General features: G+C 54.4%; 18 protein-coding genes. 9 read left to right on the top strand and 9 right to left on the bottom strand.

Going from position 1 to position 12,811, the window contains the following annotated elements; all coding sequences use genetic code 11:
• The first annotated feature begins 18 nt into the window (after positions 1-18).
• On the top strand, positions 19-912 hold the full coding sequence (locus F3I21_RS02985; RefSeq protein WP_150058266.1) for a dihydrodipicolinate synthase family protein: 894 nt from the start codon (positions 19-21) through the stop codon (positions 910-912).
• A gap of 219 nt (positions 913-1,131) precedes the next feature.
• On the opposite strand, the gene F3I21_RS02990 is transcribed toward F3I21_RS02985, so the two are convergent.
• Both F3I21_RS02990 and F3I21_RS02995 read right to left on the bottom strand, forming a co-directional pair.
• Positions 1,132-1,446 carry a hypothetical protein gene (locus tag F3I21_RS02990; protein ID WP_223815620.1) on the bottom strand — a complete coding sequence of 105 codons (315 nt, stop codon included), beginning with the start codon at positions 1,444-1,446 and terminating at the stop codon, positions 1,132-1,134.
• Between the two features lie 175 nt (positions 1,447-1,621).
• Positions 1,622-2,983 (bottom strand): esterase-like activity of phytase family protein, encoded by a 1,362-nt coding sequence (locus tag F3I21_RS02995; protein ID WP_150058268.1) that lies wholly within the window; start codon positions 2,981-2,983, stop codon positions 1,622-1,624.
• 287 nt (positions 2,984-3,270) lie between these two features.
• Between F3I21_RS02995 and F3I21_RS03000 the strand changes: the two genes are divergently transcribed.
• The 6 genes from F3I21_RS03000 (at position 3,271) to F3I21_RS23495 (ending at position 6,405) form a co-directional block, all read left to right on the top strand.
• Positions 3,271-3,852, top strand: coding sequence for a LuxR C-terminal-related transcriptional regulator (locus F3I21_RS03000; protein ID WP_150058270.1), 582 nt, complete (start codon positions 3,271-3,273; stop codon positions 3,850-3,852).
• Positions 3,853-4,079: 227 nt separating this feature from the next.
• Positions 4,080-4,592 carry a GNAT family N-acetyltransferase gene (locus tag F3I21_RS03005; protein WP_021506315.1) on the top strand — a complete coding sequence of 171 codons (513 nt, stop codon included), beginning with the start codon at positions 4,080-4,082 and terminating at the stop codon, positions 4,590-4,592.
• A 275-nt stretch (positions 4,593-4,867) separates the two neighbouring features.
• Positions 4,868-5,035, top strand: a complete 168-nt coding sequence (locus F3I21_RS03010) for a general stress protein (protein WP_021506316.1) — start codon at positions 4,868-4,870, stop codon at positions 5,033-5,035.
• 186 nt (positions 5,036-5,221) lie between these two features.
• Positions 5,222-5,419, top strand: a complete 198-nt coding sequence (locus F3I21_RS03015) for a hypothetical protein (protein WP_031279223.1) — start codon at positions 5,222-5,224, stop codon at positions 5,417-5,419.
• The gene (locus F3I21_RS03020) at positions 5,419-6,204 is read left to right on the top strand and encodes a hypothetical protein (RefSeq protein WP_141495534.1); all 786 of its coding nucleotides are present in this window, start codon (positions 5,419-5,421) and stop codon (positions 6,202-6,204) included. Before F3I21_RS03015 ends, F3I21_RS03020 begins: the two co-directional genes overlap by 1 nt.
• 78 nt (positions 6,205-6,282) lie before the next feature.
• Positions 6,283-6,405 carry a hypothetical protein gene (locus tag F3I21_RS23495; RefSeq protein WP_255412066.1) on the top strand — a complete coding sequence of 41 codons (123 nt, stop codon included), beginning with the start codon at positions 6,283-6,285 and terminating at the stop codon, positions 6,403-6,405.
• Between the two features lie 47 nt (positions 6,406-6,452).
• Here the strand turns inward: F3I21_RS23495 and F3I21_RS03025 are convergent, their stop codons facing one another.
• Positions 6,453-8,804: a phosphoketolase gene (locus F3I21_RS03025; protein WP_150058272.1), complete on the bottom strand. Its 2,352-nt coding sequence runs from the start codon at positions 8,802-8,804 to the stop codon at positions 6,453-6,455.
• Positions 8,805-9,086: 282 nt separating this feature from the next.
• Between F3I21_RS03025 and F3I21_RS03030 the strand changes: the two genes are divergently transcribed.
• Positions 9,087-9,386 carry a hypothetical protein gene (locus F3I21_RS03030; RefSeq protein ID WP_072208616.1) on the top strand — a complete coding sequence of 100 codons (300 nt, stop codon included), beginning with the start codon at positions 9,087-9,089 and terminating at the stop codon, positions 9,384-9,386.
• Positions 9,387-9,579: 193 nt separating this feature from the next.
• Positions 9,580-9,780: a hypothetical protein gene (locus F3I21_RS03035; RefSeq protein ID WP_021506322.1), complete on the top strand. Its 201-nt coding sequence runs from the start codon at positions 9,580-9,582 to the stop codon at positions 9,778-9,780.
• A 31-nt stretch (positions 9,781-9,811) separates the two neighbouring features.
• On the opposite strand, the gene F3I21_RS03040 is transcribed toward F3I21_RS03035, so the two are convergent.
• From F3I21_RS03040 to F3I21_RS03065, 6 genes are all read right to left on the bottom strand, one after another.
• A complete protein-coding gene (locus F3I21_RS03040) occupies positions 9,812-10,078 on the bottom strand; it encodes a biofilm development regulator YmgB/AriR family protein (RefSeq protein WP_058757637.1) in 267 nt (88 codons plus the stop codon).
• 53 nt (positions 10,079-10,131) lie between these two features.
• Positions 10,132-10,422 carry a hypothetical protein gene (locus tag F3I21_RS03045; RefSeq protein WP_021506324.1) on the bottom strand — a complete coding sequence of 97 codons (291 nt, stop codon included), beginning with the start codon at positions 10,420-10,422 and terminating at the stop codon, positions 10,132-10,134.
• Positions 10,423-10,586: 164 nt separating this feature from the next.
• Positions 10,587-10,832 (bottom strand): regulatory protein YcgZ, encoded by a 246-nt coding sequence (gene ycgZ / locus F3I21_RS03050; RefSeq protein WP_021506325.1) that lies wholly within the window; start codon positions 10,830-10,832, stop codon positions 10,587-10,589.
• Positions 10,833-11,308: 476 nt separating this feature from the next.
• The gene (locus F3I21_RS03055) at positions 11,309-11,494 is read right to left on the bottom strand and encodes a general stress protein (RefSeq protein ID WP_071813571.1); all 186 of its coding nucleotides are present in this window, start codon (positions 11,492-11,494) and stop codon (positions 11,309-11,311) included.
• A gap of 276 nt (positions 11,495-11,770) precedes the next feature.
• Positions 11,771-12,232, bottom strand: a complete 462-nt coding sequence (locus tag F3I21_RS03060; RefSeq protein ID WP_021506327.1) for a DUF421 domain-containing protein — start codon at positions 12,230-12,232, stop codon at positions 11,771-11,773.
• A gap of 12 nt (positions 12,233-12,244) precedes the next feature.
• The gene (locus F3I21_RS03065; RefSeq protein ID WP_104186837.1) at positions 12,245-12,751 is read right to left on the bottom strand and encodes a hypothetical protein; all 507 of its coding nucleotides are present in this window, start codon (positions 12,749-12,751) and stop codon (positions 12,245-12,247) included.
• Between the last annotated feature and the right edge of the window lie 60 nt (positions 12,752-12,811).

The raw sequence follows: 12,811 nt of genomic DNA on the forward strand, positions 1-12,811 counted from the left end.
CAGTTCTGGAGACTCTGCATGTTCACCGGCTTGTCTGCTTTCCCGTTAACGCCTGTCACCGCGCGTGGTGTCGATGAACAGGGATTCACGAAGATCCTGGCTCGCCTGACGGCAGCCCGTGTCGATTCTTTGGGTGTTCTGGGTTCAACCGGCAGCTATGCTTATCTGAGCAGGGAACAGCGCAAACGCAGCGCAACGCTGGCGTGTCAGGTTGCCGGGGAGATTCCCGTGATGGTTTGCGTGGGTGCTATCAGCACCGATGCCGTACTGCATCTGGTTGAAGATGCGCAGTCCGCAGGCGCTGCTGCGCTGCTGCTGCCGGCGATGAGTTACCAGCCGCTGCGTGATGAAGAGGTGTATGCCCTCTTTGAGACGGTTACCCGCCATGCTTCAGTACCGGTTTGTGTTTATGACAACCCCCGCACCACGCATTTCCGCTTTACCGACGAACTGCTTGGGCAGCTGTCGTCACTAAAAGGGATTCGCTCAATTAAAATTCCGGGAGTACCGGATACCCCCATCGCTGCAGCTGAACGCGTCGCTGCATTACGACAACATCTTCGTCCTGACGTGACCCTGGGTATTAGTGGTGACGCCAGTGCCGGGCTGGGGCTGAATGCCGGTTGCGAAGTCTGGTATTCCGTTTGCGGCGGTATCTTCCCGGAAACCGCTAAACAAATTACGCAGGCCGCAGCCATTAACGATGCTGAACGCGTTACTGCCCTAACTCACCGCCTGCAACCTTTATGGGATCTGTTCCGTAAGCATGGCGGAAGTATCCGCGTGATCGCAGCGGCAGCAGGCATACTGGGGCTGACCGATGCCGACTGTCTGCCTCGTCCCCTGTTACCCTTATCGGCCGCAGAGGTGGCAGAAGTAGCAGCAGTGATGGCCGCTTTGGACCTGAAGTAACGCGCCGGCGGAATCGGTTCTGCGCCGGGCAGTTGAATATCTGGCAGGGCCAAAACCTTGATGATGGTCTTTGATCATTAAGGCCACTGACCGGGTGGGTTTACTCACCCGCGCAACGCGTGAGGTTGTTATGGCTGCTTGTCGCAGAGCGTTTTAACCAATGTGTTGCATCCATCGGTTGAACTCACAGCACAAAGCGGGACTTTCCTTAAAATCTCTTTAATCTTTCTTCAGGCCAATTTCTGCAAAGAGCCATTGTTTTAAAATTTGTAATTTAAATGAATCACGATTATGCGGGCGATAAACTAAATCGTATCCCCGCTCAGCCTTGAGTTTGTATTGCGGAAACGGAACAACCAGCCTGCCCGCTGCGACATCATCTGCAATCAGCACACTGCGTCCAAGAGCTACCCCTTCGCCCCGTATGGCAGCCTCCGTCGCCATACTGCCCAGGGTCCATAAAGGGCCCTGATAGTACCAACGCGTGCCGGTCGATGTCACGACAGCGTCCGGGCAGACGGTAACATCATGCATCTATAGGCTCAAAGCCTAAACCATGGCCCTGCTATGAGGGGCCATATAAAGGCTAAAGCATGTACCTCATCTTAAACTTGTGACCACGATGACCTCCCCGATGACACAACGGGGGGTCATTCAGCCTTTGGCATTTTCGTGCTGGCACCGGTGTTCTGCGCCAGCACGGCAGCCTCTAGGGTTGCAGCGGTTCCGCCAGCGTTATGATAAACAACTCACTGTCCGAGCTGGCTTTATCCAGCGGCTTCACGCTGATGGTGGTGGCAACCGGCTTATCATCTACCGTCAGCTTCCCCTGATCGTTGACCCGATAATCCTTGCGCTTCTTACCTTCCACCGGATTTTGCAGCACCATTTTCACGCCGAAGTCATTGTCATTGATGACCGCCAGCGTGTTGCTGTCGATCAGCGCCAGCCCTTCGGCCTTCTCCTGCTGCCAGCCGAGTTGACGCAGATCCACCACCCGCGTTTTCGTTGCCAGCACGATGCCGCGCTGCGCCAGCGTTTTTGCGTCGTCAAACTCCGGGTAGTCACCGGCCTTATCGAATGTGGCCAGATCGGTGGCCTGACTGAGATCCACCTTATAGATAAGGTTACGCATCGCGTCGTCTTTGTCGCTGCCCTGCTCAATCAGCAGGATGTGCTGATTATCGATCGCCACGATATCGCCAATTTTCGCGTCGCTGTTTTTACTGTACGCCTCACTGTCGATAGGGTAACCATACATCGCGGTTTTCCCGGTGGCCGGATCGAAGCTCACCAGGCGGGTAAAGCGTGCCTGCTTTTTACTTTTCCCGTTGATATCCAGCGTACTCTGCACCGCGGCGATGATGCGTCCATCCGGCATGCGCGTGATCCCTTCAAAGCCACGATTTGGCTGGCGCCATTTAAGAACGTTCGGCAGACCACCCGCGATCGATTTTTCCCCTTCCATGGCCTGCGGCCCGTGAATCGCCAGAATCCTGCCCTGCTTATCAACGTTAATCAGGAACGGACCATACTCATCGCACAGCCAGTATCCGCCCTTCCCGTCCAGCGTAATGCCTTCCGTATCCAGACCCCGGTTATCGCCCTGCAGCACGTGCAACTTATCGCTTAGCGCGATCTCATTGGTTGACCCGATGACGTCATTCTGCAGCGGCAGGCCGTTAATATTGCCCTTTGCGTCGTGCAGCGGTCGGGCGTCCGTCGCCTGCGCTTTGCCGTTCTTCACCTGGATATTCATCAGCAGCGGCGCGAAGTCCGGCGTGACGAAAATTTTCGATTCCTGTTTACCCATGTCAGGCGAGTCGGCGTTCGGTCCGCGATCGGTGACGGTCACAAAGTTGAGCGTATCCCCCTGCCTGCCGGTAAACAGCAAACCGGAACCGATGCCTACCGGCAAACCCTCCGGAAACGCGCTGGCGAACGCACCGCTGTAGCTGACGCGCGTCCCCTGAGGAAAAGTGACGCTATAGTGTTCGGTTGGCGGCTGCGCCGCCAGCGTGGATAACGAGAGGGTACAACCGAGAATCAGGGAAAGCGTTTTTCTTTTCATATTATTCATGTCCATACAGAGGAGCTGACACCCTAAAGACTAAAAATGACAGGAAAATGAAATGGCAGAGCAACAGTGGCGGCTGACATCATCCCGGGCGATCTCCCCGGTTCGCCACCGCACCGCTTTTGCTTCATTCATCAGAAACCAGCTTGCCTGTTGTCCCCCTGCAGCTCAGCCATCCCAGACATTTCTCAGCCTTTTCCTACAACCTGACGCAGGCCGTCTGATATCGGCTCTGCGCGGTTTCCGTTCAAATGGGTTAACCGCGAGCACAGGAGGAAACAATGCTGAACATCTTCACTATGGATAGCGACCGCTGGATTACGGAAGGTCTGCGCCTCTACTTTTCCGGGCAGATGATAAGCTGCCTGACGCTCACCTCGCCGGATGACCCGCTCCCTACCGGACGCGGGCGTAACGTGGTGATCAGCGAACTGCATTTTGCCAGTAAAAACCTGGAAGAGACGCTGCGTAGTCTGCTGCTGATGCAGCTCAAAACACCGGGCGTCGAGCTGGTGATTCTCACCGACATCAGCGATGAAGCCGTACTGAATTACGTGGCTCGCCACCTGAAGAAAGCGCGGATCCTGAGTAAAAAATGCCCGCTGGCGACGCTGGTCAGTGCGGTGCTGACGCCGGAAAACGTTGCCGCCGTCGCCGCACCGCACGGCAACGCCGATGTGCTGACCGAGCGCGAGTTCACGCTGCTGCGCTGGCTGGCGGGTCCGCGCCGCATGACGGAGATCGGGCATGCGCTGCACCTCAGCAATAAGACCATCAGCCACTACAAGAACACCATCTCACGCAAGCTGGGGTGTAAAAACCACATGGATTTTTACCATCGCCTCACCAGCTACGGCTTTTAATTCGCGCCACCCGCCTCAACCAGGATGTTCAGCCCGCTGGACATCCTGCGCCTGCCTTCTTTCCTGTTAAAAAATCAAGACATTCAGCCATCATCCTTACCGTAAAAGGGATGACACCCGGTTTGATTCGCGCATAATGACGGGTCACCTGTACGGGCAGGATGCCCGCTGACACCCCCACTCTGCCGTAACGCAGGATAAAACATAAAAACTGAAGGAAGACTGGCATGGAATTCACCATACGCAACGCGCAGCCTGATGATGCCGAACTGCTGCATCAGCTGGGGCGCATGACCTACAGCGCCCACTTCAAACATATGTGGGTATCCGAAGCCGAGCTGGATGAATTCATCGATAAAGAGTACGGCCTGGCCGAACTGCGCAGCAGCCTGGTGGCGCCCAACGAAAGCTGGCTGATTGCCGAAACCAACAAACCCATCGGCTTTGCCAAAGTGACCTGGAACACGCCGGTACCGGACTCCGGCATGAGCGGTGCCCAGCTGAATAAGCTCTACCTCAATCCGCAGGAAACCGGTAAAAACTATGGCCGGCGCATGTTCGAAAGCATTATCCACGCCGCGCGCGATAAGCAGGAAGGCTATCTGTGGCTGGAAGTGATGGGCGAGAACGTGCGCGCACGCAAATTCTATGAAGCCTTTGGCATGCAGCACATCAAAGACATTCCTTTTATTACTGCTTCGCAGCAGAGCATCCTGCAGATTTTAGGCATGGTTATTTAGCGTGGCTCACGGCGCCGGGTCAACTGTCTGGCCCGGCCGATTGGGTGCACTGGAGTGTTTCATTTTATTACTTCACCGCCGCAAAAGTTTTAAATAAGCGCAGCGACAGCGCAGAATTATCGTTATTTCAACAAACTAAGATAAAGAATAAAAACGCCCTTTTTATGCGCCGTCACGCTTGCAGAAATAGCACCAGCGATTAGTATTAAATACGCAACACGCACATGACAGCGCAACAACGTCATGTTATTTATTACTCATGAAGAGGATATATTATGACTCAGCATCGAGGCGGTTCAGGTAATTTCGCAGAAGATAAACAGAAAGCATCAGAAGCCGGTAAAAAAGGCGGACAGCACAGCGGCGGCAACTTTAAAAACGACCGCGAAAAAGCGTCCGAAGCCGGTAAAAAAGGCGGTCAGAGCAGCAATCGCGGCTCGTGATTAGCCGGCCAGCACAGGATGAGGCGGCCATGGCGCAGGGAGCGCGCCGTTACCCACCGGATTATTGTCTTACCCTGCGCTGACTTTCCTCACGTTTAACAGATAACTCTGAAACCGCCTGAATCTGGCAGAAAACGTTATATGATCAATTAACTATTTATTGCCTTACAGGAACAGCCTGACGTGATATTGCGCTATTTTACCTCTCTTTTTTCCAGTCCGGAATCATTACTGCAGGTGATGAGCCGCCAGGATATTCGTGAATCCATTCAGGAAGGTGACCGGATTATTATTGACGAAGACGGTAACGCTTCGGTTAATCCCCTCAGTCCACAGGTACAGCAGGACTTCGCCGATCATATTAAGCGCTTAAAGGATATCTGATGGGAACCGCGATATTTATGGTGCTGATGGTCTGCGGCTACTGGTACACCAGTCGCGATATGTCCAGCCGCCTGAAAATAAAACGATCCTTTGGCTGGGACGTCTATTTTCTCATTGCGCTGTACGGCTGCATTTTTGTCGTTCAGGGCGTGGTCGCCACCGGCCTGGTCTGGCTGCTACTGCTGGCGGCCTCGGCCATCAATAACAGCCTGGCGCTGTCTGCCGATCTCCATGCGCGCTGGCACGTCGATTTCATGACATGGAGTTTTCTCGGCATTCAGGCACCGGTGGTGATCATGCTGGCGTTTGCCGTGCTGTTTTGTGTGTATCGTTCCAATGCCGGCAGCGCGCGGCTGACCGCCGGCAGTCGCAAAGAGCTATATCAGCGCCTGTCCCGCTCTAACGGTATTGAACAACTGCTGCTGCACTGCATGGAAGAAGGCGAACTGGCATGGGTCACGCTGAAATCGCGCCGTATCTACATCGGCATGATTCACGCTGCCACCTTTGAATATCCCAGCACCGCCAATATCGTGCTGATTCCGATGCTCAGCGGCTACCGCGATTCGCGCACGCTGAATCTGGCGATTGAGCATAACTACAGTCGCTGGTATCACCAGCACGAGATTAGCTTTGTCTCCAAACCCAAAAGCGCGCTGGAGTTCCGTAAGGTGCTGATGGTCGACCAGATTGAAAGCCTGTCGCTGTTCGATCCGGCCAGCGCCAGCGCACTGGCTATGGGGAAACCTCAGCACACAGAGAAGCGGCAGAATGTTCCGGGCTGAGCCGCGCAGCCACCCTTTACATCCGCGCAGCTGGCAACGGTGGCGCGGGTTCACATGGTAACCGTTAAGGAGTATACAATGACCGATCGTCCCGTTCACGGCGACCAGCCGGATTACGATCCGCGTAAAAACAGCCCCGACCAGAAGCCGAAAGATGACGAAACCAGCGCGCCTGAATCCGGGGATAAACAGGCCGAATAAACCATAAACCGCCTTTTCAGGCGGTTTTTTTTTGCGCCCGGGTCGGGTTAGCCCGGCCACAGCCAGTTACGTACTTCCGGCACGTCTTCACCGTATTCGCGCACATAGCGATGGTGCTCCGCGATGCGCTGCTGCAGGTCGTCGAGCAGTTCAGGATGGCGATCGGCCAGGCCCGGCACGTGCAAAATTGCCGCCTGCGCCAGATGATAGCGGTCGAGCTCGTTGAGCACCGTCATATCAAACGGCGTGGTGGTGGTGCCCTCTTCGTTGAATCCGTGCACGTGGAAATTGGCGTGATTGCTGCGCTGATAGGTCAGACGATGAATCAGGCTGGGATAGCCATGAAAGGCGAAAATTACCGGTTTGTCGCGGGTAAACAGCGCATCGAAATCCTCTTCCGACTTGCCGTGCGGGTGCTGCTGCTGCGTCTGCAGCGCCAGCAGATCCACCACGTTGACTACGCGAATGCGCAGCGTGGGCAGATAGTTTCGCAGCAGATCCACCGCCGCCAGCGTCTCCATGGTGGGCACATCGCCGGCGCAGGCCATCACCACGTCCGGCTCGCCGTCATCGCTCGCCCAGCGCCATTCGCCCATACCCGCCTCACAGTGGGCAATGGCGCTGTCGATGTCCAGCCACTGCGGTGACGGCTGCTTGCCAGCGACAATCACGTTGATGCGATCCCAGGTGCGTAGACAGTGATCACCCACCCACAGCAGGGTGTTCGCGTCCGGTGGCAGATAGATGCGCACGATATCCGCCTTTTTGTTCGCCACGTGATCGATAAAACCGGGATCCTGATGGCTGTATCCGTTGTGATCCTGGCGCCAGACGTGTGAAGACAACAGATAGTTGAGCGAGGAGATCGGCTGGCGCCAGCCCAGTTTGCGCGTCACCTTTAGCCATTTGGCGTGCTGGTTAAACATCGAGTCGACAATATGGATAAAGGCTTCATAACAGTTAAACAGCCCGTGTCGTCCGGTCAGCAGATAGCCCTCCAGCCAGCCCTGACACTGGTGCTCGCTGAGAATTTCCATCACCCGGCCGTCACGCGCCAGCTGCTCATCATACGGTTCGATGTCCGCCATCCAGCTGCGGCTGGTGACGTCAAAGACCGGCGTCAGGCGATTCGAGGCGGTCTCATCTGGCCCGAACAGCCGGAAGTTATCGGCGTTGCGCTGAAAAATCGCGCTGAGGTAGTGGCCGAACTGTTTAGTGGCTTCGCCGCGCTGGCTGCCCGGCGCGCCGGTGTCGAGCGCAAACTCGCGGATGTCCGGCGTGTTGAGCGTGCGGCGCAGCCGTCCGCCGTTGGCATAGGGTGAGGCGCTCATGCGTTTATCCCCCTGCGGCGCCAGCGCACGCAGTTCCGGCCTGAGTTTACCCGCCTCGTCAAACAGATCTTCCGGCTGATAGCTGCGCAGCCACTGCTCTAACACCTGCCGATGCGACGCGTCTTCGCGACATGCCGCCACCGGCACCTGATGCGCACGCCAGAAATCTTCCACCTTTTTACCGTCCACCTCTTTCGGGCCGGTCCAGCCCTTCGGGCTGCGCAGTACAATCATCGGCCAGCGCGGGATCGCCTGCTCTGTCTGCCCGCTGCGCGCCTGCTGCTGATAAGCGGCAATCTTATCAAACGCGTTATCCAGCGCTGCCGCCATCTGCTGGTGCATGTCGGCCGGCTCGTGCCCGCAGACAAACAGCGGCTCATAACCGTAACCGCTGAACAGCTGCTGCAGATCGTCATCACTGCTGCGCCCCAGCAGCGTCGGGTTGGCAATTTTGTAGCCGTTCAGATGCAGAATGGGTAGCACTGCACCATCACGCTGCGGATTGAGGAATTTGATGCCGTGCCAGCTGGCGGCAAGCGGCCCGGTTTCGGCTTCGCCGTCACCAATCACGCAGGGTACGATCAGCTGCGGATGATCGAAAACCGCGCCAAACGCATGCGACAGCGAATAGCCCAGCTCGCCGCCTTCGTTAATCGAGCCCGGCGTTTCTGGTGCCGCATGGCTGGGAATGCCGCCAGGAAATGAAAACTGCTTAAACAGGCGCTGCATGCCTGCAGCATCTTCACTGACGTGCGGATAGATTTCGCTGTAACTGCCTTCGAGCCAGCTATTCGCCACCATGCCCGGTCCGCCGTGCCCCGGACCGCAGACGTACAGCAGATCCACCTCGCGCTGGCGGATGATGCGGTTGAGGTGCGCATAGATAAAGTTCAGGCCGGGCGTCGTGCCCCAGTGGCCAAGCAGTCGCGGCTTGATATGCCCGGGCTGCAGTGGTTCGCGTAACAGCGGGTTGGCCATCAGGTAGATTTGCCCGACGGACAGATAATTGGCGGCGCGCCAGTAGCGATCGATCAGCGCCAGTTCATCGGCGGCACTCGGATTGGTCATGCCCTCTTCTCCTTTGGTTAGCCATCAGTTAACCCTAATAGAGGATAGGCGATGCTGCGAGCCAGACGGTATTTCTGCACTGTCGCTATTAGCCGCTGCGCTTATTCAATCTTTCACGCAAATATAAGCGCAGCGGTAAAAGCTGTACACGTAAATATTTTTTTCATTTTGTGCACTATTTAATGGGTCGTGACCCGCAAAACTGGCGCTTTTTCACTTTTGGTCTATTGTGCCTTTTACAGGTAATACCAGTAGAAAATAGAAAAATAAAAGGATCCTAAAATGGACTATAAAATGTTCGCTAACCGACTGCAGCAGTGGCCGCAGTTACATTTTACGGCGATTGAACTGCAGCAACGCGAGATGACCTGCGAGATCTACGCCACGGCGGCTGAGCACCAGACCATGAGCCAGCTGTTTATTTGTCGCGCCAGTGACGAAAAAAATGCACAGGAATTAATCAGACAGTACCGCAGCTGGCTGCATAAATTTAACCTCGGTCGCAGCAGGCGCGATAATTCCCGCCCGCCGCGCAGCGTGTCGGTGAATGTACCGGGCGCAATAAGCGCAGCGCTAAAATAGAGTTATCGGCACGCTCAACCATTTTTTAGTTGCATGAATCTGCTACAGCAGCGTATTACTATTCGCGCAGCGTGATAACGCCTGGCAATCTGTCTGACGAATAACCTGTGCCATTTTCACTGACAGCAGAAAAAGGTGTTGGGTTGTTATCACCTGTGCAACACTGTACGGATATACAAGTCCCGGAGGTGACGTGAAACAAGTTAACCGTCCTGCACCGGATCTGTATGCGCTGATAGGCATCGCGGTGACGGAATTTATCAGGGAAGGTAGCGTGTTCAGGATACATGACGTGACGCAGGTGCTGCACACGATGAAAGCTGACGCGCGTGATGAGGATTTCCGGCATCGCTGCGATGCCGCAATAAGGCTACTGGCAGATCTTATGCACTGAACCGATCCCCGCCTGCGCGGGGACCTCTGCGTCAGGCGTCGTCTGGCGTATAACCCACTACAATTTCCAGCGTTCTGCGCAGCACACTTGCCTGCGCTTCATCCTGTGTCGCTTCCAGCGCCATAATCAGACAAAGAATGATGGATTTGTTACTGACGCGGCCTTCACTGGCCAGTACGCTACGAATGATATCATTCAGTACCGCGGCTTCTTCACTCAATGCCACTCCGGCATCGCGAAAATGCGCCGCCAGTTCCGTGTCCGGCAGCGCAGAATAGAGAGAGTGATTCTCCGACATCGTTCTTTTCCCGTACTGTGAGCAATACAGTCAGATCATAATTTAACGGTCAGTTAATGCTTGCGGCTGCCGCCAGCCTGACCGTTGTGGCCAAAAAGCGGATGCACGTTATCGCGATCCGGTTGTTCGCCACGCCGCTTTTGTCCAGCCGTCATGCTCGACCGGACTTCATCGATTGCCGTGCGAATCGCAGCCGCCTGCGCATCATCGCTGGCCTGTTGCTGCATAATGTGGAGCTCATCCAGCAACGCCTGGGTGGTGACCGGCCCGGAGCGCTGCAGCAGCGTTAACGCCGCTTCGCCGATGATCTCATCAATAAGAGTCTGGTGTTCGCTTCTGTTCATATCATAATAAATCTCTGCATGCTGCCTGCCCCAACCGGGAACGCGACAGAAAAACAGCGCCGCTATGCCGCGGCGCGATACAGCCCGTCACAAGTCATACATGCAGTGATACGTTATCAGAATGGCGTTTTCGTGTGTACAACCTGGACGCTTTCGCTTCGCTCTCAGCTTTCACGCTCAAACAGCAGGCCAATCAGCTGGTGATAGTGGTGCTCTTCTTCCGTAGTAGAAGCGAGCTCCAGACGACGCAACAGCTTAGTACACAGCGATTTACGGTTCAGATTACGGCCTTCACGCAGGATTTCGACCACGACCTGGCCCAGCGTCTCCTGCTGCGAAGGCAGCGTGGCTTTGCTAAAATAGTTGGCAATCGCCTCGACTGAGTTCGGAGTGTATCCGTTCTGGCGCATAAGTGACTCCCGTTAACATTAAGTTGTCAGAAAAATGTTCTGGCTAAGTTGTACAAGTTTTTCAAAATCTGTACAAGAGGATAAACAACTGAATGAGGGATTTTTGTTGCAAAAAGTGCTACCGAAAAGTTATTAAACCGAGCATAAAGTGAAATTTTTTAACATCGCCGCTGCCCGATCAGGTCCACACAAATAATGAGTCGCTGGCGTATCGCGTCATTATCAGTGCTATCAAATCTGCCTGTCGCTTATTTCCTCTCGCGCTAATAACCGTTACTGCTGGTTGCAGCCGTTGCGCTTAATGTGCACTGCCGCATCTCATTCTTTAGTACCCTGCGGCGCGGCCGCTGATAATATAAAATGCGTGCGGCGCAATGGTTCACTCCCTGAATTGCGCCGCTGCGTTAGCGATATTAAGACTGCCTGCATGGCAGCTTAAGGATTACGCTGACTGCATTTACCTTAAAGAAGGCAGTTTAAGCTTCCGCCGCTGCGGTTTTGCCGCGGCGACTCACTTTTCCACCGCGCCTGCCCGCTTCTACTGCCCTTTCCGGACAGTTTTTAAAATTCCCGCTGCTGACGCTGCCGCCTTTTTTACCCGCTTCGCGAGCACGCTCGGTATTTTCTGCAAAATTACCTGCACCACCACGTCGTTGTGTCATATGTCACCCCATTGATTAAAATAATTAAGCAGTTAAACGACAGAATATCTCCACACAGAAACAATATGGATGGGATTGGAGATAAAACAACATTTAATATGCATATTTGCGCTGACAAAAAGCCATGCGCAAATGGTTATTTTCACCGCTGCGCTTATAGCGGGTTGCTTGTAAAGATTTTTTTCTCAAACTTGTACAAAATAATTTTAGTGGTATAAAATCAATTAATTAACAAAAATGTGATCCACATCACAAACAACTATTGAGAGATTCTTGCTATTTTTCAGTTTTATCTGAATTTTCCGGGATGATGGAAATATGACCGCTGACTTCCAGCACCGCGTATTTAATTTGATCGATGCGTTCCAGCCCCTGCCCTGAACGGGCGGCTTCGAGGATATCTTCCCGACTGATGCCCGACATTTTTAGCCGCTGCGTTAATATCCGGCCATGTTCCACCAGAATCAGCGGCCCTCCCTCCGCCATTTGTTCGAATAGCGGAAAGCGCGCTTTGAGTTTGCCCAGCACAATATCAATGGTGATTAAGGTAATGATGGTGAGGCTGGCACCGGTAACGGAAAAGTCATCACCCAGCAACGCCTGCTGTGTGGCTTCGCTAATAATCAGCAGCAGAATCAAATCGAATGAGGTCATTTGCAGCAGCGTGCGTCGACCGGCAATTTTAAATACCACCATTAACAACAGATAAATGGCGGCTGCGCGTAATACCGTTTCCATAACGTTCTCCTTTTACGGGTAAATCCACTGCGATACCTTTACCGGTACCTGATGATTGACGTGCACACTCAGCGCCACCCGCCCCGCCGCCTGCGGCTGAATCCCCAGCCAGATCACATGACCTTCTGCCGCCTCGCCGGCGTAAGTCAGCTGCAGCGTGTTATCCCGCGTAATGGCCTGTTGTGGCTGTGGCTGTAGCGTCTGGATCTGCAAATCGTCTAACGCGCCGCTGCCCAGCGTGACGGTGAAACGTTCGCCGCTCTGCGGTGCCACGCGAATCCGCAGGTTCATATTGCTGTCGATGCGACCAAAACGTTCATAGCGCAGGCTGACGGAACCATCAGCCGACTGCGCCTGCCCGTCACTTAATATGCCTTTGGAAAACAGCCCGCAGGCACCCAGGATCACAATCACTATCAGCACGTATTCACCGATACGCTGTATAACGCTCTCCCTGCGTTGCCAGCGCATATCCTCCTGTACCGGATAATCACGGCTGGCTAACTCATCTTTCTTCATGGCGTTATTCCTCTTACAGTTAATTAGCTGACATCTTATCGCTACGGTTATTTCCTCTTC

This window comes from Pantoea sp. B_9, from assembly GCF_008632015.1.
In the GTDB taxonomy this organism is placed as follows: Bacteria; Pseudomonadota; Gammaproteobacteria; order Enterobacterales; family Enterobacteriaceae; genus Pantoea; species Pantoea dispersa.

What these genes read in the sequence shown, in the direction of transcription:
- F3I21_RS03055 (WP_071813571.1), bottom strand. Translation starts at nt 11,494, where the DNA reads ATGACACAACGACGTGGTGGTGCAGGTAATTTTGCAGAAAATACCGAG.
- F3I21_RS03060 (WP_021506327.1), bottom strand. Translation starts at nt 12,232, where the DNA reads ATGGAAACGGTATTACGCGCAGCCGCCATTTATCTGTTGTTAATGGTG.
- F3I21_RS03030 (WP_072208616.1), top strand. Translation starts at nt 9,087, where the DNA reads ATGGACTATAAAATGTTCGCTAACCGACTGCAGCAGTGGCCGCAGTTA.
- F3I21_RS03040 (WP_058757637.1), bottom strand. Translation starts at nt 10,078, where the DNA reads ATGTCGGAGAATCACTCTCTCTATTCTGCGCTGCCGGACACGGAACTG.
- F3I21_RS03065 (WP_104186837.1), bottom strand. Translation starts at nt 12,751, where the DNA reads ATGAAGAAAGATGAGTTAGCCAGCCGTGATTATCCGGTACAGGAGGAT.
- F3I21_RS02990 (WP_223815620.1), bottom strand. Translation starts at nt 1,446, where the DNA reads ATGCATGATGTTACCGTCTGCCCGGACGCTGTCGTGACATCGACCGGC.
- F3I21_RS03010 (WP_021506316.1), top strand. Translation starts at nt 4,868, where the DNA reads ATGACTCAGCATCGAGGCGGTTCAGGTAATTTCGCAGAAGATAAACAG.
- ycgZ (WP_021506325.1), bottom strand. Translation starts at nt 10,832, where the DNA reads ATGCGCCAGAACGGATACACTCCGAACTCAGTCGAGGCGATTGCCAAC.
- F3I21_RS03005 (WP_021506315.1), top strand. Translation starts at nt 4,080, where the DNA reads ATGGAATTCACCATACGCAACGCGCAGCCTGATGATGCCGAACTGCTG.
- F3I21_RS02985 (WP_150058266.1), top strand. Translation starts at nt 19, where the DNA reads ATGTTCACCGGCTTGTCTGCTTTCCCGTTAACGCCTGTCACCGCGCGT.
- F3I21_RS03045 (WP_021506324.1), bottom strand. Translation starts at nt 10,422, where the DNA reads ATGAACAGAAGCGAACACCAGACTCTTATTGATGAGATCATCGGCGAA.
- F3I21_RS03020 (WP_141495534.1), top strand. Translation starts at nt 5,419, where the DNA reads ATGGGAACCGCGATATTTATGGTGCTGATGGTCTGCGGCTACTGGTAC.
- F3I21_RS23495 (WP_255412066.1), top strand. Translation starts at nt 6,283, where the DNA reads ATGACCGATCGTCCCGTTCACGGCGACCAGCCGGATTACGATCCGCGT.
- F3I21_RS03000 (WP_150058270.1), top strand. Translation starts at nt 3,271, where the DNA reads ATGCTGAACATCTTCACTATGGATAGCGACCGCTGGATTACGGAAGGT.
- F3I21_RS03025 (WP_150058272.1), bottom strand. Translation starts at nt 8,804, where the DNA reads ATGACCAATCCGAGTGCCGCCGATGAACTGGCGCTGATCGATCGCTAC.
- F3I21_RS02995 (WP_150058268.1), bottom strand. Translation starts at nt 2,983, where the DNA reads ATGAAAAGAAAAACGCTTTCCCTGATTCTCGGTTGTACCCTCTCGTTA.